This window comes from Microcoleus sp. Aus8_D2, assembly GCF_036702665.1.
Lineage (GTDB): Bacteria > Cyanobacteriota > Cyanobacteriia > Cyanobacteriales > Microcoleaceae > Microcoleus.
Map to the genome: position 1 here is coordinate 162,428 of NZ_JAUBUN010000007.1, position 21,565 is coordinate 183,992.

Below are 21,565 nucleotides of genomic sequence, written 5' to 3' on the forward strand. Positions count from 1 at the left end.
ATGAAAAACAAACTTGTCATCACTTTGCTGTTATTGTCCACCAGTCTGTCAGTTGTCCTAACAGGATGTAATCTGAATAATAGCTCTCAAAATAATAGCTCCCCAATAAAAGCACCTGAGTGGAATGAAGTAAAACTAATAATGAAAAAAGCCGAAATAAGCACGGAGGATTTAAATAAAATTAGTGGCAACTATTTTGATCCAATTACTGACAATGAAATCAACGAAATAATAGATATTTATAATTCTAGTCAAAAACTAGAAATTAGAAAAAAAATACTAATCATACTGGATAGCAACTTATCTAATCTCACACAAGGTAACAATTTTTCAAAACTCTTAACTTTATATCAAAATATTGTTAAAAGTAATGACAAGGCTCTAGCTCCTATAGCTTTAAAGGGACTTGTATTTGTAGAAGGAGATTCTCAAAGTCCCAAATGGCAAAAGGAAAATTGGAGTTGGTCAAAAGAACTTGTTATTTTACTAGAAGAAGCTGTCAATAAGAAACTTTATAATTTATCTACATTAGGATATTATGAGCAATTAGCTTTAGCTAATAAATACCCAAATTCACTTTTTACCAGAGGTTGTAAGGAATATGTGAAATTTTCTGGAGGGACATATTTTGCTGGAAATCAAGATCCAAAGATAGTTTTTAGACAGCCATTTAATCCTCAAAAAGAAATAAATCGTTGGAAAGATTTTGTAAAAAAATATCCTGGACACCCTGGTTCAAATGATGCACTATATCGTTTGGCGCGTGCTTATGAGGTACAAGGAGATTATGAAAATGCAATAGTATATTATTACGAATCATCTGAAGCGCCTGATGGTCTTTTGATATCTGAAGCAAAAGAAAGAATTCTTTTGATTATAGATTTATTAATGTCTAGCGAATTGCTAGCCAAATTTCTCACTAATCATCCTAATCATCCTCTAACTGGATACATTAAATATAGTAAAGCAGTTCATTTAATACGGGAATATAAATATTCACCTGCTGAATCTGAGCTTGAGGATTTTCTGAAAAATTATCAAGATGGTAAATATCCGCTTCAAGCAGGCTTTTTTAATGAAGAAACGTATGTTGGCTCGTTTTTTTTGACTAAGGTAAAAGAGCAATTAGACCAAATAAAAAAATTAGCTGAGATTCGCAATCAACAACCTAGTGATAAAAATTTGTATGCGGAAGCTAAGTTATGGATTGATGAGCATCAAATAGATGATGGATTTACTGCATATAATTATTTGTGGAAACGAGGCTTAAGCACCACACATTACAATCTTGTTCCTCCAAAATGGGAAGGTAATATCACTTATAATGCAAAAACAGTAACTGCTGATTTTATCAATAAAACCAACCATAATTATAAATCACAAATTAGTTACTTGAGAAGTATAGAGTTATTTGAACAGCTCATTAAACAGTATCCCAAGTCTGAGCTTATTGAAAAAGCTAAATATTCTATTGCTCTGAACTACTACTATTTGTGGGGACGTGAATATCCGACATTTTCTGAAAATACAACTTCTTGGGAAGATCAGGCCGTTAAGAGCTTTGAAGAATTTGTCACAGAATTTCCCAAGAGTTCTATGGTAGATGATGCCTTGTATACAATTGCATATATCAGCATTAGAAATGAAAGTAATGATTCACAAAAAGCTGCTGAGGAAGCACTGAAAAAGTTATTAAAAGATTATCCCAATTCAAAGATTAAAAAACAGGCTGAAGACCTGATGAAACAAATAGTTTACAAGCGTTAGCTGATTTAATCTCACTTGCCGAACCCTATGCCACTTTGCGGCTTGCTAATAAGACTTGAGGCTCGGCAATCAGCGCACAACAGAGGGCTAATTTCTGCTTCATACCACCAGAAAGACTATCGGCAAGGCGATATCGCAAAAAAATGAGGACACGGCAATGCCGTTTCCCTACAATTTATCGGGGTAGGGACACGGCACTGCCGTCTCCTCCATTTATATCTTGATATCTTCGACAACCAGATTATCAGAAATCAAAATAGGTAAACCTTCAGAAGCTCTTAAAGACCAAGTGCGATCGGCAGTCAAATCCAAAATTGACTGGTGATAATTACTCAAACTTTCTCGATGTCCAATGCTCAAAAATGTCATTCCAGAGTCTTGTAACTGTTGGTATAAATATTTTTCATTGTGAGGGTCGAGGGCGCTAGTAGCCTCATCTAAAATAGCATAACTAGGTTTGTTGAGCAGCAGACGTGCGAAAATTAGGCGCTGCTGTTCTCCCAAAGATAGAACCTGCGCCCAGTTTTGTTCAGTGTTAAATCCGCCATGGGTTTGCTCTAAGTTGGGTAAATTTACCTGAGTCAAAATTTGCCTCAACTGCGAATCTTCGACTGACCCATCCATATTTGGATACAGCATTTGATCTCGTAATGTTCCTAAAATCATGTAAGGCCGTTGTGACAAAAACAACATTTCATTCAGGGTAGGCCGCAAAATTTTACCACTCCCTGTATCCCACAATCCAACGATCGCCCTGAGCAAAGAACTTTTCCCGCAACCGCTTGGCCCTCTCACCAGCAAACCCTGGCCAGTAGGGAGTTTCACCGATATATCCTCTACCAAAGTCCGTTGGCGGTTCGGTGTTTGGAGCGTCATATTTTCGATCGCCAGTCGATCGGCAATTTCAGTTTTGATACTTGTTTTCTCAACGCCCTCAGACTCCTGAGAAGTTAAGTGATGAGTTTCCAAACACTCCAAAAAGGTGTACAAACGCTCGACACCCGCGCCAAAAGTAGCAAGGGATTGAAAGCGTGCCACAATTAGGTTGAGCGAGAAAAAGACTCGAATAAAAGCCCCTTGCGCCTCGGTAACTTTCCCAACTTCTAAGTCACCCGCAAAAATGCCGGGAGCGACTACAATTGCAGGCAAAATGAAAGGAATAAATTCATAGGCGTTAGTCAGGATATTGAGATTCAACTCCCAAAAAATCAAGCGCTTGAAATTATCAAAAGCTTCGACAAATCTGCCTTTTATGCGATCGGACTCGCAGTCTTCTCCCTGATAAAAGGCGATCGCCTCCGCATTTTCTCGCACCCGCACTAAACTAAACCGAAAATCGGCTTCTTTTTTAAGCTGTCCAAAATTGAGTCGCATTAAGGGCTTCCCAAATACCCCAACCGTCGCCAAGGTGCCAACCAGCGCGTAGAGCACCAAAAACAAAATTAACGGCTGAGAAATGCCCCAGAGCACGCCACTAAATGCCACCACCGCTAACAAAGAATCAACTACCGCTAGCAGGAGTTTTAACGATTCTTGGGTAAAGCTTTTGACATCTTCAGCAATCCGCTGATCGGGGTTATCAATGTCCGCATCAGCATGATTGAGATTGTAAAATGCCCGATTCTGGAAATAGCGATCGATAAAATCGTTAGTCAGCCAGCGCCGCCACTCCAAGCCCAGGCGATCGCGCAAATAATCATAGCCCGCATAAAGCGGTGCATAAATAACTAATGTCCCGCCAAAAATCAGAATCGTTTGCCAAAATCTAGCTTCATCTTGAGCCGATAATGCCGAGATTAGCTCGCCTCGCTTATTGTTGAGCAGCACGCTCAGTCCCGTGTAGCCAAAGGATAACAGGATGACCAACAGCAATAAGCCGCGCGCGCGCCATTTTTCGTCGCTTGACCAGTAAGATTTGGCGATCGCCCAGAACTGTTTCAGTATAGTTAGATTGAATCGTTGCATTACTTTTATTCATACAAGGTTGCTCACCTTAATATAAGACAAAAATAGTATTAAAAACGCAACCCTGCAACACTATCGCCTTTGTTTGACGCGACGGGATGTGTCGCTGGAGATTGTTAACTAATCGTTGGATTACTTACAGCAGATTCCACATTTATGAAGTACACCAGCCGATCGTTAGTTCCCCGTAGGGACGCGGCACTGCCATAGGTGTCAACTTTCCAAGTAAAACCGATAGTCAGACAGGGGTTTCAACCCCCCTCTTATAGAAGACAGTCCTCTTGCATAGGACTCAAGAACTCATCAGTCCTATGCAAGAGGACTTGCGCTCCATCGACAGGGGTTTAAACCCCTGTCGGACTCGCGGGATGACTAACAAACTTGGCGGGCCCAGAGCTTAAGTTGACACGCTTTGGGCTCTTGGAGTGTCCCTACACTTCACAAACCTGGAACATGAGACAAAATAGTCGCCACCTAATCCAACTTCACCACCATTTTGCCAAGATTTTTGCCTTCAAAAAGACCTATGAACGCCTTTACCGCTTGGTCAATTCCGACTACAACTGTTTCCTGATTCTTCAATTTTCCAGCTTGGAAATAACCGCCAACTTCCTGTTCAAATTCGCTTTGACGATCGAGCCAATCACTAACGATCATCCCTTTCATCGTCAACCGTTTGCCGATCGTATTAAAGAGATTGGAAGGGCCTGGCTGCGGATCGTTGTAACCGGAGATGCTGCCGCAAGCAATAATCCTGCCGTGCACCCGCAAGGCTGACAGCGCCGCTTGCAGGGTTTCGCCTCCTACATTGTCGAAATAAACATCTATCCCGTCTGGTGCGGCTTGGTTCAATTGTTCGAGGACTGGGCCGGAATTGTAATTGAAAGCGCGATCGAATCCACATTCTTCCAGCAGAAACTTGACTTTTTCGGCTGAACCTGCTGAGCCGATTACCTGACACCCGCGCAATTTCGCCAATTGTCCCGCCACACTTCCCACCGCGCCCGCAGCACCCGAAATAAAGATGGTGTCGCCCGCTTTCACATCCACCAAATTCAACCCCACCCAAGCCGTCATCCCCGTCATCCCGAGGGCACCGAGATAAACCGAAATCGGTTGAATTTCGCGGTTGACGGGATGCAACTCTTTGGGGGCTGCGGTGAAGTATTCCCGCCAGCCAAAGTTGGAAGTGACAACATCACTCCTCTTGAATTCTGGGGCACGAGACTCGATGACTTCGCCGACTGCGCCGCCTTGTAGAACTTTACCTAACTCGAAGGATGGAACATAGGATTTGCTCTCGTTCATGCGTCCGCGCATATACGGATCTACCGAAAGATAGAGATTGCGCACGAGTACCTGTCCCTCTTGCAGCGGCTTGATTTCGGTTTGGGCGATCGTAAAGTTATCTGTTGTTGGCATTCCCTTGGGGCGGGAGACTAACTGAATCTCGCGGCTGATGATATTTGTCATAATTTTTGTTGTTGATGTTAATTAAACAGTTGACAGTTGACCTGGGACAGTTGACAGTTAACTGTCAAGTAGGAAGCGTGAGGTTTTTCTATGGGGATTTATATCATGTCCGGTCGATTACTATAACAAAAACAGTTCGTAGTGTGGACTTTAGTCCGCTCTTTGTTGCGGACTAAAGTCCACACTACAAACCTTTCTGATTGCGGTCGAGCGACCGGACTTGATAATTAAACCCCACTCCCCCAGGCCACATGAATGAAGTGAGGGAGTTAAACCCGCCATCGAACAATTGTCAATTGTCAATTGTCAATTGCCCGCTGTTTAAAATTGCTACCTTATCAGAGCCGGAACATAAATCAAGCCTGTTGCAACGATGCCATATCAATCACGAAGCGATATTTCACGTCGCTCTTTACCAGGCGATCGTAAGCTTGATTGATGTTCTGAATCGGGATGAGTTCGATATCCGCAGTGATGTTATGCTTGCCACAGAAATCCAGCATTTCCTGAGTTTCTTTGATGCCGCCAATCAGGGAGCCGCTGAGACTGCGCCGGCCAAAAATCAAGGTACTGACATTAAGAGAAAGCGGTTCGGCCGGTACCCCGACTTGGGTGAGGTGGCCATCGCGTTTTAATAGAACGAGGTAGGCGTTGATGTCGTGTTGCGCCGATACAGTGTCGAGAATGAAATGGAAACTATTTAGGTGTTTTTTCATCTCGTCTGGATTCTTGGAATTGACGACTTCATCTGCTCCCAGCCGCAGGGCATCTTCAACTTTGTTCGACGAGGTGGTGAATACGACGACATGGGCGCCCAAAGCCTTCGCCAATTTCACCCCCATGTGTCCCAGTCCACCGAGTCCCACAACACCAACTTTTTGACCTTTGGTAACATTGTTGCGGTGCAATGGTGAATAAGTGGTGATTCCAGCGCAAAGCAGCGGGGCGACGCCGGCGAGATTCAAATTCTGCGGCACTTGCAGCACAAAGGCTTCATCTACGACTATGCTGTCGGAGTATCCCCCGAAAGTCATGCCGCCAACGTGTTTGTCCGGGGAGTTGTATGTGAAAGTCGTGTTGTCACAGAACTGTTCCAAGTCTTCCTCGCAGTTAGCACAAGTGCGGCAGGAATCGACCATGCAACCGACTCCTGCGGTGTCGCCTTCCTTAAATTTTTGGACGTGCGCGCCAACTTTTACAACCCGTCCCACGATTTCGTGGCCGGGCACGCAAGGGTATGTGGTGTTTTGCCATTCGTTGCGGGCGATGTGCAAGTCGGAGTGACACACGCCACAATAGAGAATTTCGATCTGGACATCGCGATCGCCGACATCGCGGCGTTGAAAGTTGAAAGGTGCGAGTGGAGTCGTGGCGTTTTGGGCGGCGTAGGCGTTTGTTTTCATGGATTGCGATCGTGATTGTTTTTATTTATTTAAAATTTAGCAGTCAAGTGCGCACCTGCTAATTTGACTGCAATGCAATTGCTGGCGCCAAATCCTAACGATTGACGGTGCTCATGTCGGGGTAACGATCGCCCGCGGCAATTCCTGCTAACCGAGGGCGGGCACGGCGGGGCACCGCCCCTACAAATGGGATCTTCTGTTTCAGTTGTAGGGGTCGTGCCCCGCCGTGCCGACCCTCCCATCAAGGCTAGTTCGCCAAATCCTAACGATTGACGGTGCTCATGTCGGGGTAGCGATCGCCCACTGCAACTCCTAAGGGCAGCGCTTTCCCGAGCTCGTCTAGTTCTGCTGGAGTCAGCGTCACATCGGCGGCGGCAATGTTTTCTTCGAGATAGGTGCGGCGTTTGGTGCCTGGAATCGGCACGATGTCTTCGCCCTGGGCTAAAACCCACGCCAGCGCCAACTGTCCGGCTTTGATGCCCTTAGCCGCGGCCATTTGCTCGATCTTCTCGACGAGATCCAGATTTTGCTGGAAATTGTCGCCTTGAAAGCGAGGATAGCGTTGCGATCGATAATCTCCTTCAGATAGCGTGTCGAGGCTCTTGATTTTGCCCGTGAGAAAACCGCGCCCCAGAGGGCTGTAAGGCACAAAGCCAATCCCTAACTCTCGACAGGTAGGCAAAATCTCGGTTTCGGGCTCGCGGCTCCACAGCGAATATTCCGTCTGAAGTGCGGAAATCGGATGCATTGCATGAGCGCGGCGGATGGTGTTGGTGGCGGCTTCGGAAAGGCCGAGGTAGCGGACTTTTCCGGCTTGGACGAGCTGCGCCATTGCGCCGACGGTTTCTTCGATCGGAGTATTGGGATCGACTCGGTGCTGGTAGTAAAGGTCGATCGTCTCTACACCCAGACGCTTGAGACTGGCATCGCAACAAGATCGCACGTATTCGGGTTTGCCGTTGACGCCCCCAAAGCTGCCGTCGCTACCGCGCACGTTGCCGAACTTGGTGGCGATAATCACTCGATCGCGATGCCCTTTAATCGCTTTACCGACTAATTCTTCATTGTGACCGACACCGTACATATCAGCCGTGTCGAGGAAAGTCACGCCTAACTCTAAGGCGCGGTGAATCGTGGCGATCGATTCTGATTCATCGGTTGTCCCGTAGAATTCGGACATCCCCATGCAGCCGAGTCCTAGTTCCGAGACGATTAATCCTTGATTCCCCAGTTTTCGCTGTTTCATGATGTTCTTTGATTCTAAAATTACTGAAGTGTCGGACGAACGATCGTTTTTATTCACTATGAAATTCCTTAAATAAGCAAGGCTACACAGATCCTCACTTGAACTCCACGAGATTTTGACGCACGAATTCACGGAACAAGATCGGTGGTTCGCCAATGATTTGGCGGATATTGTCGTAGGTATCGGCAAAGTCAGGCAGTTGTCCGGCTTGCAGCAGTTCCATCTGTCGCACAATGCACTCAAAATATGCCGTTTCCATCGTTTGACCGATCGGGAGTGTGCGTAAGTCGGATGCTGGCAGGGGTTCTTCGGCGATCGCTTGACTCAATTCTTGTGACAGAATTTGTGCGGCTTCGGGCATGGTCAGGGCTTCGACACTTAGGAAGTAGCGTTGTCCGGCGTGTTTGGTTGGTTCACGCAAGGCTGCTGCTGCCACACGCGCCAGATCGAAACAATCGATTAGCCCCACTCGTTCCTCTCCAAAGAACATTTGCAGTTTTCCATCCTTCACCGCACCAAAGAAGTTTTGCATGAAGGCATTTGGATGCAGGTGAGTCCAAGCGATACCACTAGCTTCGATATAGGTCTCAATCAGTTGATGCCAAATGTAGTGACGAATCAATTTAGACTGAGGGCGACTCGGTTGATGAAAGGTGCCAACATGGACGATGTATTCAACCCCCGCAGCTTTGGCAGCATCCGTCAGATTCTTACCCTGATTCAGCATATCAACGGTGTAGCCAGTGACCATAAATAGGCGTTGAACGCCCTGAAGTGACGTTTCGTAAGTCGCGAGGTCATCTAGGTCAAGATGCACGGTTGCAATGCCTCGTTTCGAGAACTGTTCTGCCTGTTCGGGTTTACGAACGGCAACACGCAATTCGAGGCGATCGGATTCCGGCTCTAGAAGCTTGACGAGATGAGATCCAGTTCTACCGGTCGCACCCAGAATGAGAACAACGGGTTTTGTATGATTCATCAGGTTTCATCCTTCTTTCATAATCTTCTATGACTCTAAAGTTCTTGACGTGTCGGACGGATCGAACATTCAATCCTGTTTAAGCCGAATTCAGCACGATTCAACCAGCTCAATTAGCTTGTAGCTCGATCGAGGTTTGTGTCCCAGCAGCGTCACTAATCCGAAGGGCTATCACCACACCGTTTGAGTTTTGTCCGGTTAAAACTTCAGTGGGTGAATCGATGGTGTGAGCGTATGTCACCTGATCTTTACCCACTTCAATCACTAAATCATCTCCTTTGCCAGGGCGATCGTAAATCATCGCCATTAAAGGTGCCTCGTGAATCAATCAATTCTGCATCACCGGCTTCTGAATCGATGATTTCGATCGAAATATGCCGTCCGCGATTGCCATCGGTAAACTGATCTAAAAATTCACCCCATCGCTCGCGGGGCACAGATTTGTTGATGTCAATCTTGTTGGTCATTTCCATTTTATTCACCATGGTGATTGTTTGTGAAAAGCTAGTAAAAAGCAGCCGAGCCATGAAATAGTTACTAAGTACAAAAGTGGAATTAAACGGAAGACGACTTTAGGGTGGAAATTGCCAACCCTGTCAAGTTAACTCGCAACTTTGTACGCGCCGCCTCGTTCTAATGCCCGTTGATAAGCTGGGCGGGTGTGAATGCGATCGAGGAAGTCCATCAACTTTGGTCTGCTGGCATTTAAACCTCCTCGCACCACTGCTAACTCGATCGGAAAACTAATCTGAATATCGGCTGCGGTGAATTCATTTCCCACAAACCACAAGCTTTTTCCCAGCTCTGCTTCTAGGTAATCAAGATGCTGCGTGATTTGAGGTTCGATGAACGAAGTTTTGGTACCACTTGCGATCGATCGCGCGATCGGTTTGAGAAAAAACGGCATGGGCTGCTGCTCTATGCGATCGAAGATCAACTTCAATAGCAGCGGCGGCATAGCTGAACCTTCGGCATAATGCAGCCAGTAAGTATATCGCAACCGATCGGGTGTATTGGGTGGAGGGGCAAACCTTCCCGTACCATATTTATCAACCAAATACTCAATGATGGCTCCAGACTCCGCCTCCCTTAGCGCCCCGTCCGTTATAACAGGCGATTTACCGAGTGGATGTATCTGACGCAGAGATGCTGGCGCTAGTAGGGTTTCGGGGTCACGCTCGTAATACTTGATGTCATACTCCAGTCCAAGTTCCTCTAGCAGCCACAATATGCGCTGGGAACGAGAATTATTCAAGTGGTGGACGATAATCATGAGCTTCAATAGTTGCAGGACGGTTAGGGTTGGCGATCGCACCAGGGACAAAAATTGTGATTTTTGATTTATTATCTATTTTTTGACGCTCAATTTCACCCGATCGAGCTTGCATTGGATCTCAACTTTGGTTTGTTTCAGCGTCACCTGAACTTTAACAAAGATTGCCAATTATAATCTCTACCTTTTGATCTAAAATATATATAATTTTTCCCAAAACCTCTATGCCTTTTGATTGTTTCAACGAGATATCACATCAAACTAAAATAGCGGAACAATTGGCATTATTCCGCTCGCAAGCATCTATCCTATATTAGGTAAAATCTGGCATATTTGAAAAGCAAAAGTAAGGACAAGGCAGTGCCCATGGTGTCAACAACCAGGCTAAAACCCTTGAAAAATCTCGTTTTCACCATAGTCTAGATCCCCCGCGCATCCCCCTGGTGGGAGGGGGACTTTGAGAAGATTCCTGTCCCCCCCTCCCACCAGGGGGAGTAGGGGGCAAGAATTCGGGGGGATCTAGACCTAATAGTCAAAGAGTAGACCGTCATTGCCGTTTCCTCCGTTGCTTAGTTTAAGCGTGTCTTACTTCTGCGTAGTTCCCGCAGCAGTTGTTGCATCTAATCTGGTGCAAATCGCTTTCAAAGTAGCTGCTTGGCTTCTTCCATCGTCGCCATTGCGAATAAAATCGCTGTATTCGCATAGTCCTCAGCTTGATCCGCCCGATGTTCGAGTTTCTTGACTTCGCGACTCGATTTCCATTCCTCGACGTTCGACTTCACCTCAGATTCTTTTTCCTCGAATTGAGTTTGGAGCTTGGCCCGATACTCATCAAATTCTTGTTTTTTAGCATCTAGATTTGTCTTGATTTTGTCGATTTTCGATTGCAGCTCAGCTTCAGTATTTTTCGTTGCAGAGCGAACGCTTTTCTTCAGGGATTTTGCCCGGTCTTCAATCGCTTCTAAATTGTCGTGGAGTTGCTTTGTGAAGTTGTCAATTGTCGTACTCATGGTGATTTCTCTTGTATGTTGAGTTTATGGGACTTGTCGATAGTGTTATTAAATTGCCATCTGGCCACAAAAGTCTTTGTTGTAAGTGACCTCATCTACTGGTGAAAGACTAAAATAACTCTTTAATGATTTGATGCTGCTGAGTTATTCTTTTTAAGATTAGCTTTAAATTGTGAAGGAAATCTGAGGTTTTAGTAAAATAAATATATCGCTGATTTATCGCTCTGGTGAGGCGTTTTGGCGCATCAGAACGGTTGGCTTTACCGCAGATTGTAGAGCGACGCGGGATCGCATTTAAATTGTATATTCAGGGCGGGCGGGACGCCCACCCCACTCATTGGGGAATTGTTTTTTGACATACAATTTAAATGTACAACAGCTTATATCACTATTTTTACCGTCAGCAACTTTTGCTGCTATAACTAATATTATTCAGTCTCTGGCTATGGCCTGATTTTTGTAGTTTGCTTTAATAGTTCAAACCAGATTAAGCTAATCAATCCACCGCCCAAACAAATTGCTAGATCGATCGATCGCACGCAGCAGAGAAAAGCTGAACAAATGACGCAAAAACGGCACATACAGCACCAGCCCGAGGAACAACAGTCCCCCACCAAGCACCCACCACAGGGCAGGATTTGGGGATTTAAGTATTTTCAAGCCCAGGCGCGAGGTCGAACCTTCGCTCAAAATTAGTCCTAAATTTGCTAAAATCAACGTCGTAAACGTTAACGCCCGGGCTTCAAATTCGCCTTGTCTGCGATACAGGGCGATCGCAAAAATCGCCAGCACGATCGCCAAAATTCCGCATCCTTGCAACACAGCCAACGAGAGCGTTTTCTTGCCAAATAAAGGTTCTTTGGGGTTGCGGGGAGGGCGCTGCATCACCGTTGCTTCTGCGGGTTCGGCTTCTAAGACGATCGAGCAAGCTGGAGCGATAATTAAATGTAAAAATGCCACATGAACCGGAAGCAATACTAACGGTAACTTAAACAATACTGGAATCAAAGACATTCCGGCGATCGGAATGTGAATTGCAATCAAATATGACATGGCTTTGCGGAGATTGTCAAAAATTCTGCGCCCCAGTTTGACTGCTTGGACGAGCGACGAAAAATCATCATCTAATAACACTAACGCCGCAGATTCACGAGCCACATCCGTACCTCGCTCTCCCATCGCAATCCCGATTTGAGCAGCTTTGAGAGCCGGAGCATCATTCACACCATCTCCCGTCATCGCCACGACTTCGCCCTGGGATTTCAAAGCATTAACTAACCGCAACTTGTGTTCGGGAACGGCTCGTGCAAAAATATTTGTACTTTGAATCCGCTGCTCTAATTCAGCATCGCTCATGCCATCTAATTCTGCTCCGGTGACAACGGCTCCCATTTGCATCAATCCCACTTGACGAGCAATGGTTTGAGCAGTTTCTGGATAATCACCTGTAATCATCACGACTCGAATCCCAGCGGTATGACATTCTTGAATCGCCGCCTTAACGGTTGGACGCACTGGATCGGACAGTCCCACTAATCCGATAAATTCAAACGGAAAGTCATGTTGTTTTTCGGGCAAATGATGAGGATTGAGCGACGGATGAGGCGGCAAAAATGGCGGCACCAACAAGCGATGCTTTAGCAACACCTAATACCCGCAATCCTTGACTTGCCATTAGACTGACTTGCGCTGCCATGATTTGCTGCTGTTTGGGCGTGAAATGGCAGAGATCCGCGATCGCCTCTGGTGATCCTTTTGCCGCAACTTCATACAATTTGCGATCGGCTGATTCCCAAACGTGAGACATTGCCAACAGATGCGGTGATAGCGGATATTCTCGTAACAGTTTCCAATCGCTGTGCAAATGTTCGGTATGCGCCAAATAGCGATCGCCCAATTGCTTAAAAGCTTTTTCCATTGGATCGAACGGATCTCTTTGGCTTGCCAAAATACAGAATTCGACTAATTGATGAACTGCTTCTGGGAGTGCCTCTGATGAATGCAATCCCAAATCGTAAGGCTGAGGGTTTTCTGCCTGGTTGTAGGCTAACAACTGCTGCACAGCCATCAGATTCTGAGTCAATGTCCCCGTTTTATCCACGCACAAAACAGTTGCGGAACCTACGGTTTCAACGGCTGAGGCGCGGCGAGCTAAGACATGATTCTGAGAAATCCGCCAAGCTCCCAAGGCTAAGAAGATTGTCACCACAACCGGAAATTCATTCGGCAAAATTGCCATGGCTAAGGTAATGCCGGCGAGAACTCCTTTGAGCCAATCTCCTGTTGTAAATCCATAAATTACGACAATTGCGACACAAAGCGATAAAGCAATGCCAAACAAGCTGCTCACCAATCGCGTCATTTCCAGTTGCAAAGGCGTCGTTTCTGGCTTAATTTTCTGCAAAGCTTTGCCAATCTTGCCCATTTCTGTTTGAGCGCCGATCGCCTTAACTTGAGCAATTCCCTGTCCCTGAACCACCAATGTGCCAGAATACACAAACGGCAATTCATCACCCCCCGGACGCGCTATCTCCACGTTACCTACAGCGGTAACTTTGCGAACAGGTAGGGATTCTCCGGTTAATAACGACTCATCGGTTGACAGATTTGAGCTCGCGGAGGACGATCGCATCCGCAGACACGCGATCGCCCTCCGCGAGCACTAAGAAATCGCCCCGAACCACTTCTCGCCCCGCAATCCGTTTTCGCTCCCCATCCCGAATCACCAAGGCGCGAGGGCTGGAAAGATCGCGCAAGGCTTCTAGGGCGTGTTCGGTTTTGCCTTCTTGGTAGAGACTAATTCCGGTGATTAAAAAGACGAAACCTAGCAAAATCAAGGCTTCTTGTAAGTCGCCTAAAATCCAATAAATGATACCACCGCCGACGAGTAATAGAAAGATTGGATCTTGAATGCTGTTCCAGGCGATCGATAACAGATTGCGCGACTCAGCCGAGGGGAGTTCATTGTAGCCGTCGTCTTTGAGTCGGGCGATCGCGTTTTGTTCAGATCAGCCAGCCACCGTATTGAGATCGAAGGTTGAAAGCATATTTCTTTTTCCTATGAAATATCAAAAATAGATCGATCCGACTTGATGTTAAATGCCAAATTTAGTGGTATTGATTCTGACTCTTTGGGGAATAATTGGTCTATCTCAGGAGCGACTAAAACTCCAGACTTGACGATCGATGAGCCTGATGCGCCTTAAGCTGTGCCCGTAATTGAGCAATTTCAGCCGCCATATCGAGCACCATTGCGGCTCCAACTAAGTTCAAGCCCAAGTCTTGACGCCAGCGCTGAATCTGAGCAATTCGAGCAATCTCGCGCTGATGCAGCATTGAGCCTTACGCCTCGATTACCCCTAACTCAACATAAACTTGTACAAGTGCGATCGAAGTTTCCGTCACAAATGCGGCATATTCAAAGGTGTAAAGTTGCTCGCCTTCGAGTGAAACCACTGTTGTTGAAAGGCTGAAGCTCATAATTTAATCTCCTCTAACTGGGCGCGGGGGTTAAAGTTGGTATTGGCTTGGATTTTTTCGTAGCATTCTTGCTCGATCGCACTTAAGTCTTTCGGCGTGACAATCGGGAGTTTGGCGAGTAGATCGCCGCGTCCCCCTTTTTGCAATGTCCAGCCTTTGTCGCGCAGTCTGAGGGATTGTCCCGAGCGCACTCCTTTAGGCACTTTCATCGTCACGCTACCATCCGGTGTGGGCACGCTGATTTCGGCCCCTAAAACTGCTTCATCCGGGCGAATTGGCACATCACAAACGAGATCGTCACCCTCGAATCGGAAGAAGGGATGGGTTAATAGCTCGATCGTTAGATACAAATCGCCACGCTGTTGAGAAAACGGGCTAGCGCCGCCTTTACCCTTGAGGCGAATGCGACTACCTGGTTTGGCGCCTGCGGGAATGCGAACGTTGATGGTTTCATCGTCGAATTGCAGCCGTTTCTGGACACCGTGAAACGCTTCGGAAAATGTCAGGGCGATCGCAGCTTCGCTATCCGGTGCGGGCGCTTGCGATCGAAAGGAGCCACCAAAATCATCGAAGCCGCTGGTTGCGTTGGTTCTAGGTTGCGATCCGTTGCGCGATCGACCTAACAAATCCTTGATTAATGAATCAAAATCGGCGTACTGATCGAAGTCAACCGTCCCAGGATTAGTTCCTCTGGATGGTGGCGCTTCACTGTAAGCAGGCTGGTTCCAATGTTCGCCAAATCGATCGTATTTCGGCCGTTTCTCGGAATCGGAAAGCACCTCATTTGCTTCATTGAGGTCTTTGAATTTTGCCTCTGCGTCTTGATCTCCAGGATTTAGATCGGGATGATATTTTCGAGCAAGTTTGCGGTCAGCGCGTTTGATTTCTTCAGGAGTTGCTGTTTTGCTGACTCCTAGGATGGTGTAATAGTCTTTAAAATCCGTTGCCGTTGGCATTTTTGACCTTTTGAATTTGGTATATTTTTAGTTGGGAAGTTAAATCATTGGCGAGAAAAGGGAATGTTATTTTGTGATCTTAATTTTGGTGGGATCGGATTTTTTAACCGCTCCAGAGCGCAGAGAACGCAGAGGAAGAGAAGAGGGAGACGAATAATTTTGATGATATATCTAGTTCCCAATCAAATTTAAATACCCTTCTTAGTCCGCGGAGGCGGACGAAAGTTTGTGTAGAAGCGGTTTCAACTGCCGAATCATAAAGCTTCAGTCTATTCCTTTCTGAACATCAAAACCGACCATTTGGGGAGATTAATGTAGAGTTTTCCATCTTCCTGAACTCGTAAATCGTACCCATAATTTCCCGAATCATTCCAACCATCATACTGAGGTGCTTGAAAATTAAAAAATTCTTCCCACCGACCCGTTTCTGTACCCATATGAATGCCATAATTATGTTCTTGCCATTGACGATCGCTCAAATTCACAACCACCACAACGATATTGCCGGACTCATGCCAGCGTTTGAAAGCTAAGACCGTATTCGCGCGATCTTCATGGATGAATTGTAAAGTAGAACTGCGTAAAGCCGGATTGTTCCAGCGTACCCAATTGACATCTCTCACCAGATTTCGCATTGGGATACCGATCGCATCTCCGGCAATTTCCCAATCAAATCGATGTTCTGAAGTCGCTGGATTGCGATCGGGGTTGGGCCACCAATAACCCCAGTGATGACATTCCGAGCCCATAAACAGCATCGGCGTGCCGGGAATCGCCACATTTAATGCCCAACCGAGTCGCGCTTTCGATCGCGCATACCAGTTATCTCGCCCTCCAAATAGCTCAACAAAATAGCGATTCTGACGTTGATTGCCGCTATTACCATCAGCAATTCGATCGTGTGAACCGAGCAAATAGCGCACTAAATTCCAGGGGCGATCGAATCCCATCCAGCCGATAAATGACTTTAGTTCATCGATCGCATTCTCTGCATTTGCGGCGCGACGATAGGCGAACGGATCTGCCATGCCCCAAACCGCATTGAATCCTAATTCGCGGATCGCTTTACCCCAGCAATTCTGTTGATCTCCCGTCCATTCTGCAATCAAATACTTATCCTGCCAATAGGGATTTTATCGTATTCCTGCAATAATATGCTGAGTACATTCCCACGTCAGATTGTGCGCCATATCAAACCGCAAACCATCACCCTGATACTCATTCAACAGCATCCGCGCGTTGTCAAGTAGAAAGTTTTGCACTTCCGATTTCCAGTGAGCAAACGATCGACCATCTTCATCACGGGCTGGTTCATATTGAAACGGATCTTCAAAATAAATGCCGCCACTATCATTCGTATTACCGTCATATTCCCAGTAATGATTGTGACTGCTTGAAGCATGATGATACACCACATCAAAAATCACGGCTAGACCGCGAGCGCGTGCAGCATCAACGAGCGATCGCAGCTCTGCTGGAGTCCCGTACCCATCATGAGGTGCAAACAGGTTGGTGGCTCCATAGCCTTCGTTATCCACGCCATCAACTTGTGCGATCGGCAATAATTGCAGTGCGTTAAATCCGAGTTCTCGAATGTATTCCAGCTTCCTATGAAAGTCGGCAAACGTGGCATAATTTGGAATGTTCAGGCGATCGTGCAGTCCGGCAAATGAGCCGACATCAGCTTGATAGATAATTAGATTTTCAAATTTGGGCGTAGTAAACTCAGACCATTTTTGCTGCCAATCGACGACGATTCCTCTAGCGTTATCTTCAGCACTTTCGACTTGCCGTGCATAGGCATCCACACGAGTAACTGTACCGCCGGGATTTGTGGCATCGCCACCTTTGTTTTCAATTAAGAACTGATAGAATTGATTCGCCACAACGCCCGCAAGATCAACTGACCAATAGCTAGGATTACTCGGTTCTGGCGCGAGTGAAACTTGGGACATTTGTTCATCACGCCAAATGCAAACCGCAACGGCGATCGCATTCGGTGCCCAAACTCGAAACGAACACTCACTGTCAAACAAATTTGCGCCCATACCGAGATGAAGGCTCGGATGAGCAGGTATCGATCGATCGGTTGAGTTCGGATTGGTTGAAGTATGCGATCGACTAATCAACATCACAGGCATCCTCACAGTAATAAAATATTATCGTCTACGGTTGTTTCGGAATGATTGAACCGTAGAGACCGCAGATCAAAAGAAAAGAGGGATGAATGATTTCGACACCAACGGATTTGATATAAGTTTTTTCTGAATTTTATCTGGTTAAATTTATTTTTGATATGCCCACCTCAACTACACTCGGAATCCCCAGTAAATAAATCAATCAATAGACAGATATTTGACTCCGAATTTTTAAGTGTCATCTCTATCAATAGGAATAGATTAAGCAATCAAGAATGAGGACACGGCAGTGCCGTTTCCCTACAATTAATCGGGTAGGGACACGGCACTGCCGTCTCCTCCATTTCTATCTCAGCAATCAAGAATGAGGACACGGCAATGCCGTTTCCCTACAATTAATCGGGTAGGGACACAGGGGGAACGCATCTTATTGAATACTGTTTATCAGTGGTGAGTATATTTTGAGATAAATTCACCATTCTTAGAAGCTACAGACACGCTTTGTAATGAATTTTTAGACAAAAGAGGAACTGATTAATGGTGGTTTTTACGCTCGCTGCTCATTTTGAGACAATAAAAAGCTTACAACCACTGTTTACCAGTTGTATAATAGTTAGCAATGAGTTTTTTGTGAGAATTTAGTTAACTGAAACAGCGAGAATTTTAGTCAAATAGTCATCATCCCATCCAGCTAGAATTCGCTTATTTTTTGCTGGGTTTTTGAGGTTTTTTCTTGATTCAAAAGATTGAGCGAGATATGTCTAAGGATAGCAAAGTTTTGCGGAGCATTATCTTTTATAATCCGACAATCATCTTCACGGAAACCTACATCTAATACCCAATATAAAGAATTTTTCATCCCCCAATGGCTGCGGACTGATTCACCAAGATGAGAGAGCATTATTTGGTAAGCTACTAATGTAATAACGAGTTTCAATAGTTGTTTTTTCCTTCACTATTCGCACGGATTATATCAGACCTCGACGGTGAAGTTTCTCCCATTTATTGTCGGGGTCAATTAGCTCTTTGATATCACTTAGCATTAAGTGATGTCGGATTTCTGAGGGACCGTGATTACTCTCTTTCTTGGTCGAATAAGCTGTATGCGTAAATCCCGAAAATCCTTGTCTAATTGCTTGTTTAAACAACTCTTCTACTCTGGCATACAGGGATGGTTGGTTCTTTTTTAAGATGATTGCGTAATCTACTCCTTGTTCGACAATTGACTTCACAATTGACCTCTGACAGCCCATGGCATGGCTTGGTGACAATGCTTCCATTTAATTCTAATACTTTGAGTAAAGCCGGAATAGCTGCGATCTAATTAGACTTTTTATCAACCTTAACTTGTCCTAAAACTAATCTTTGACTGGTCGCCCAAGCACTGACCATATGAATTGCTTTTTTATCTCCTCCCCGAGCGTAATAATGGCGAAGAGTTTTGCCATCAATTGCGATTACTTCTCCTCTCCTTGAAGCAACTAATAGATTGAATCTAACTCAAAAAAAATTCTGAAATTGCTCCGGTTTTAGGCCATAAAATACTCGCGCAATTGTGTCATGGGTCGGTATGCCATTCGGCAATTCTAAAATTTTATTTAACCATTCGTATTTAGCTCGCCCGTAACTTTCGATATCCACCCATGTATCAGCACCGTAAATCACGGCACAAATTGAGAGGGTGATAATATCAATTAATTGATGATGTGCAAGTCCGCTCTATTCTTGGATCTTCTCAGTCAAAAAAATGGTCAACAATGGTAATTTTAGGTTTGAGTTTCATAATAGTAAACTCTAATTAAATGTTTTGTAGGTACTCAATAATTCTTCTCCAATATACCAGTTTATGTTAACATAAAGTTTAGATGCGTTCGCCCTGGTTCAATACCTGATGGGTTCAAAATCAAAACCGCTTCCGTTACTAAAAAAGCTGATGGTTTTTATCTAAGTCTTTCCTGAGAAGATAAAACGGTTCCTGAAATTAAACCTGATTTTAATCCAGACAAAATCACTGGTATTGATGTTGGCTTGAATGAATTCTTGACAACTTCCGAAGGTGAAACTATTGGTATACCTCAACACTACCGTAAAGCTCAGAAACGCTTAAAGGTTATCCAGAAGCGAGTATCACGTCGCAAAAAAGGTAGTAAACGTAGACAAAAAGCGGTAAAACAACTGGCTTGTCAGCACAAGAAAGTAGCGGACAAAAGGAAAAATTTTCACTTCAAAACAGCTAATTATTTGCTGTCAAAATATGACGTGGTTACTCATGAAGACCTAAATATTAAAGGTCTTGTTCGTACCCGGTTGGCTAAGTCTCTGTTGGATGCTGGGTGGTCAAGCTTTCTGTCAATACTTGCTTTCAAAGCCGAAAATGCTGGGAAAGTTGATAATTCCTGTAAGTGCCGACAATACCTCACAGAATTGCTCTAATTGTGGCGAGAAAGTGCCAAAGAAGTTGCATATTCGTTGGCATGACTGCCCTGATTGTGGGTGCAGCCAATGGCGGCGACCATAATGCCACGATTAACATTAAAAACAGAGCGGTGGGTCATCCCGTTCTTAAAGCTCAGTTAATGTCCCAAGCGATAGCCGGAGTCTCTGAGAAGCCTACACCATAATGTACTCAGTTGGTATAGGAGATGTCACTTCTGGTCGAGCCTTTCGAGCAAGAGGCGAATTCTAGCAGCATCCTCAGCATTCGGAGCATTTCTCAGATATAGTTCCAAGTCGTGGCGCGCCTCGGCCAAGCGGCCCAGTTGATAGTAGAGAATTCCGCGATCGCGCCTTTCGCCCAACGCATCGGGAAACAGCAGCAAAATCCGATCGATCGCCCCCAGAAACCTCATAGCATCACCCTGTTGGAAGTAAATCGCCTTCAGATTTCCCAGCATTCGCCCCAACAACTGCCGCGGACTTACCGGTGCGAGAAAAGCCGGCTGCAACTCCATAGGTTGACCGTAAATTTGAGAAAGCCTCCCTTGACAATCTTCAGGAAATAGTATCTCGCCGCCATTAAACGCATCCACAAAAATCCCAGCATCCTCAAAATCCGGCCTAATCAAAAAATGCCCAGGCATCCCAATCCCCACCATCGGAAAATCAATCCGCTTAGCAACCTCCAAATAAACCAAAGATAAAGAGATGGGAATGCCAGTGCGGCGATCGATCACTTGATTCAAAAAGCTATTGCGGGGGTCGTAATAATCAGCATTATTGCCGGAGAATTCCAAATCGTCATACAAATAGCGGTTAATAGTTTGAATGATCCGCAGTGGATAATTCTGTGGCGGGAGGCGCAAACGCACTCGATCGCCGATCGTGTCAAGTGCGTTGAGATAATCCAGAGGCTCAAAATTAGGGTATTCTTCCAAAGCCATGTACAGCGCAGCTTTCGCCAGGTCGATCGAAGCGTCGGGCTGATTAATTTCTTGATAAAAGAGTTGTCGGGCGATCGTCAAATCCATATTTATAATTGATTAATTTTTTAATAAACATCGTGCGAGATTGCCTCTCGCCTATTTAAATTGTATATCCTGATTGAGAGGGAGAGAGGGAGAAGGGCAGAGGAAGATAGAATTCTCCACAGTCATCTAAATATACAATTTAAATGCTGCAACAGCTTAGACATCCCGCGAATAACCTATGAATGGCAGAATGCGAGTTCGATCGGGAGCATCTCAGTTTTACATTATTATTATAGTGCGAGCGGTCGCGAGCTCGCATATTGTACAATACGCGAGCTCGCGACAGCTCGCACTCAAAGAAAAAATGCTTTTTACAAAACCCAGATGCACCCGAATGCGAGTTCGATCGAAGATGGTAGAAACTCCTATTTTACCCTGAAATTCAGCTTCGGGAATATACCCGGACTC

Annotated in this window: 22 protein-coding genes and 2 pseudogenes; 4 read left to right on the plus strand and 20 right to left on the minus strand. The window is 45.4% G+C overall.

What is annotated here, in order from left to right; all coding sequences use genetic code 11:
• Positions 1-1,767 carry a tetratricopeptide repeat protein gene (locus tag QUB64_RS08075; RefSeq protein ID WP_333269220.1) on the plus strand — a complete coding sequence of 589 codons (1,767 nt, stop codon included), beginning with the start codon at positions 1-3 and terminating at the stop codon, positions 1,765-1,767.
• Between the two features lie 213 nt (positions 1,768-1,980).
• Here the strand turns inward: QUB64_RS08075 and QUB64_RS08080 are convergent, their stop codons facing one another.
• The 19 genes and pseudogenes from QUB64_RS08080 to QUB64_RS08165 all read right to left on the minus strand — a co-directional run bounded on the left by QUB64_RS08080 (position 1,981) and on the right by QUB64_RS08165 (position 19,413).
• Complete coding sequence (locus tag QUB64_RS08080) at positions 1,981-3,732, minus strand: ABC transporter ATP-binding protein/permease (RefSeq protein WP_333269221.1); 1,752 nt, start codon at positions 3,730-3,732, stop codon at positions 1,981-1,983.
• Positions 3,733-4,206: 474 nt separating this feature from the next.
• Positions 4,207-5,205: an NADP-dependent oxidoreductase gene (locus QUB64_RS08085; protein ID WP_333269222.1), complete on the minus strand. Its 999-nt coding sequence runs from the start codon at positions 5,203-5,205 to the stop codon at positions 4,207-4,209.
• Between the two features lie 356 nt (positions 5,206-5,561).
• Positions 5,562-6,608 carry an NAD(P)-dependent alcohol dehydrogenase gene (locus tag QUB64_RS08090; RefSeq protein WP_333269223.1) on the minus strand — a complete coding sequence of 349 codons (1,047 nt, stop codon included), beginning with the start codon at positions 6,606-6,608 and terminating at the stop codon, positions 5,562-5,564.
• Between the two features lie 262 nt (positions 6,609-6,870).
• Complete coding sequence (locus QUB64_RS08095; RefSeq protein ID WP_333269224.1) at positions 6,871-7,854, minus strand: aldo/keto reductase; 984 nt, start codon at positions 7,852-7,854, stop codon at positions 6,871-6,873.
• 94 nt (positions 7,855-7,948) lie between these two features.
• The gene (locus QUB64_RS08100) at positions 7,949-8,833 is read right to left on the minus strand and encodes an NmrA family NAD(P)-binding protein (protein ID WP_333269225.1); all 885 of its coding nucleotides are present in this window, start codon (positions 8,831-8,833) and stop codon (positions 7,949-7,951) included.
• Between the two features lie 109 nt (positions 8,834-8,942).
• Positions 8,943-9,161 (minus strand): DUF5335 family protein, encoded by a 219-nt coding sequence (locus tag QUB64_RS08105; protein WP_333269226.1) that lies wholly within the window; start codon positions 9,159-9,161, stop codon positions 8,943-8,945.
• Positions 9,162-9,434: 273 nt separating this feature from the next.
• Positions 9,435-10,106 (minus strand): glutathione S-transferase, encoded by a 672-nt coding sequence (locus tag QUB64_RS08110; RefSeq protein WP_333269227.1) that lies wholly within the window; start codon positions 10,104-10,106, stop codon positions 9,435-9,437.
• Positions 10,081-10,221 carry a hypothetical protein gene (locus QUB64_RS08115; protein WP_333269228.1) on the minus strand — a complete coding sequence of 47 codons (141 nt, stop codon included), beginning with the start codon at positions 10,219-10,221 and terminating at the stop codon, positions 10,081-10,083. The genes QUB64_RS08110 and QUB64_RS08115 overlap by 26 nt, the downstream gene beginning before the upstream one ends.
• 526 nt (positions 10,222-10,747) lie before the next feature.
• The gene (locus QUB64_RS08120; protein WP_333269229.1) at positions 10,748-11,116 is read right to left on the minus strand and encodes a hypothetical protein; all 369 of its coding nucleotides are present in this window, start codon (positions 11,114-11,116) and stop codon (positions 10,748-10,750) included.
• A 492-nt stretch (positions 11,117-11,608) separates the two neighbouring features.
• A complete protein-coding gene (locus QUB64_RS08125) occupies positions 11,609-12,763 on the minus strand; it encodes a cation-translocating P-type ATPase (protein ID WP_333269230.1) in 1,155 nt (384 codons plus the stop codon).
• Positions 12,675-13,748, minus strand: a complete 1,074-nt coding sequence (locus QUB64_RS08130; protein ID WP_333269231.1) for an HAD-IC family P-type ATPase — start codon at positions 13,746-13,748, stop codon at positions 12,675-12,677. Before QUB64_RS08130 ends, QUB64_RS08125 begins: the two co-directional genes overlap by 89 nt.
• On the minus strand, positions 13,708-13,947 hold the full coding sequence (locus tag QUB64_RS08135) for a P-type ATPase (protein ID WP_333269232.1): 240 nt from the start codon (positions 13,945-13,947) through the stop codon (positions 13,708-13,710). The genes QUB64_RS08130 and QUB64_RS08135 overlap by 41 nt, the downstream gene beginning before the upstream one ends.
• A gap of 48 nt (positions 13,948-13,995) precedes the next feature.
• Positions 13,996-14,112 (minus strand): annotated as a pseudogene (locus QUB64_RS32915) (cation-transporting P-type ATPase); the annotation flags it as partial.
• Positions 14,113-14,278: 166 nt separating this feature from the next.
• Positions 14,279-14,452: a chaperone modulator CbpM gene (locus QUB64_RS08140; RefSeq protein ID WP_333269233.1), complete on the minus strand. Its 174-nt coding sequence runs from the start codon at positions 14,450-14,452 to the stop codon at positions 14,279-14,281.
• Positions 14,453-14,458: 6 nt separating this feature from the next.
• Positions 14,459-14,596 (minus strand): hypothetical protein, encoded by a 138-nt coding sequence (locus QUB64_RS08145; protein ID WP_333269234.1) that lies wholly within the window; start codon positions 14,594-14,596, stop codon positions 14,459-14,461.
• On the minus strand, positions 14,593-15,552 hold the full coding sequence (locus tag QUB64_RS08150; protein ID WP_333269235.1) for a DnaJ C-terminal domain-containing protein: 960 nt from the start codon (positions 15,550-15,552) through the stop codon (positions 14,593-14,595). Before QUB64_RS08150 ends, QUB64_RS08145 begins: the two co-directional genes overlap by 4 nt.
• A gap of 269 nt (positions 15,553-15,821) precedes the next feature.
• Positions 15,822-16,661 carry an alpha amylase C-terminal domain-containing protein gene (locus tag QUB64_RS08155; RefSeq protein ID WP_333269236.1) on the minus strand — a complete coding sequence of 280 codons (840 nt, stop codon included), beginning with the start codon at positions 16,659-16,661 and terminating at the stop codon, positions 15,822-15,824.
• A 24-nt stretch (positions 16,662-16,685) separates the two neighbouring features.
• Positions 16,686-17,684, minus strand: coding sequence for an alpha-amylase family glycosyl hydrolase (locus QUB64_RS08160; protein WP_333269240.1), 999 nt, complete (start codon positions 17,682-17,684; stop codon positions 16,686-16,688).
• A gap of 644 nt (positions 17,685-18,328) precedes the next feature.
• Positions 18,329-19,413: pseudogene (locus QUB64_RS08165) on the minus strand (ISAs1 family transposase).
• A gap of 305 nt (positions 19,414-19,718) precedes the next feature.
• Here QUB64_RS08165 and QUB64_RS32920 point away from each other — a divergent pair.
• Genes QUB64_RS32920 through QUB64_RS32930 form a run of 3 tightly spaced genes read left to right on the plus strand, consistent with a single transcriptional unit; the run spans position 19,719 to position 20,311 of the window.
• Positions 19,719-20,123, plus strand: a complete 405-nt coding sequence (locus QUB64_RS32920; RefSeq protein WP_442921637.1) for an RNA-guided endonuclease InsQ/TnpB family protein — start codon at positions 19,719-19,721, stop codon at positions 20,121-20,123.
• Entirely contained in the window at positions 20,065-20,208 is a 144-nt protein-coding gene (locus QUB64_RS32925) for a zinc ribbon domain-containing protein (protein WP_442921638.1), read from the plus strand. The genes QUB64_RS32920 and QUB64_RS32925 overlap by 59 nt, the downstream gene beginning before the upstream one ends.
• Positions 20,165-20,311 (plus strand): hypothetical protein, encoded by a 147-nt coding sequence (locus QUB64_RS32930; protein ID WP_442921640.1) that lies wholly within the window; start codon positions 20,165-20,167, stop codon positions 20,309-20,311. Before QUB64_RS32925 ends, QUB64_RS32930 begins: the two co-directional genes overlap by 44 nt.
• Positions 20,312-20,335: 24 nt before the next feature.
• Here QUB64_RS32930 and QUB64_RS08175 read toward each other — a convergent pair whose 3' ends face one another.
• Positions 20,336-21,157 carry a SirB1 family protein gene (locus QUB64_RS08175; protein WP_333269237.1) on the minus strand — a complete coding sequence of 274 codons (822 nt, stop codon included), beginning with the start codon at positions 21,155-21,157 and terminating at the stop codon, positions 20,336-20,338.
• Between the last annotated feature and the right edge of the window lie 408 nt (positions 21,158-21,565).

Bases quoted from the DNA above. Each gene is read 5' to 3' on its own strand.
- QUB64_RS08075 (WP_333269220.1), top strand. From the start codon at position 1: ATGAAAAACAAACTTGTCATCACTTTGCTGTTATTGTCCACCAGTCTG.
- QUB64_RS08080 (WP_333269221.1), bottom strand. From the start codon at position 3,732: ATGCAACGATTCAATCTAACTATACTGAAACAGTTCTGGGCGATCGCC.
- QUB64_RS08085 (WP_333269222.1), bottom strand. From the start codon at position 5,205: ATGACAAATATCATCAGCCGCGAGATTCAGTTAGTCTCCCGCCCCAAG.
- QUB64_RS08090 (WP_333269223.1), bottom strand. From the start codon at position 6,608: ATGAAAACAAACGCCTACGCCGCCCAAAACGCCACGACTCCACTCGCA.
- QUB64_RS08095 (WP_333269224.1), bottom strand. From the start codon at position 7,854: ATGAAACAGCGAAAACTGGGGAATCAAGGATTAATCGTCTCGGAACTA.
- QUB64_RS08100 (WP_333269225.1), bottom strand. From the start codon at position 8,833: ATGAATCATACAAAACCCGTTGTTCTCATTCTGGGTGCGACCGGTAGA.
- QUB64_RS08110 (WP_333269227.1), bottom strand. From the start codon at position 10,106: ATGATTATCGTCCACCACTTGAATAATTCTCGTTCCCAGCGCATATTG.
- QUB64_RS08115 (WP_333269228.1), bottom strand. From the start codon at position 10,221: ATGCAAGCTCGATCGGGTGAAATTGAGCGTCAAAAAATAGATAATAAA.
- QUB64_RS08120 (WP_333269229.1), bottom strand. From the start codon at position 11,116: ATGAGTACGACAATTGACAACTTCACAAAGCAACTCCACGACAATTTA.
- QUB64_RS08130 (WP_333269231.1), bottom strand. From the start codon at position 13,748: ATGCGATCGTCCTCCGCGAGCTCAAATCTGTCAACCGATGAGTCGTTA.
- QUB64_RS08140 (WP_333269233.1), bottom strand. From the start codon at position 14,452: ATGCTGCATCAGCGCGAGATTGCTCGAATTGCTCAGATTCAGCGCTGG.
- QUB64_RS08145 (WP_333269234.1), bottom strand. From the start codon at position 14,596: ATGAGCTTCAGCCTTTCAACAACAGTGGTTTCACTCGAAGGCGAGCAA.
- QUB64_RS08150 (WP_333269235.1), bottom strand. From the start codon at position 15,552: ATGCCAACGGCAACGGATTTTAAAGACTATTACACCATCCTAGGAGTC.
- QUB64_RS08160 (WP_333269240.1), bottom strand. From the start codon at position 17,684: ATGTTGATTAGTCGATCGCATACTTCAACCAATCCGAACTCAACCGAT.
- QUB64_RS32925 (WP_442921638.1), top strand. From the start codon at position 20,065: ATGCTGGGAAAGTTGATAATTCCTGTAAGTGCCGACAATACCTCACAG.
- QUB64_RS32930 (WP_442921640.1), top strand. From the start codon at position 20,165: ATGACTGCCCTGATTGTGGGTGCAGCCAATGGCGGCGACCATAATGCC.
- QUB64_RS08175 (WP_333269237.1), bottom strand. From the start codon at position 21,157: ATGGATTTGACGATCGCCCGACAACTCTTTTATCAAGAAATTAATCAG.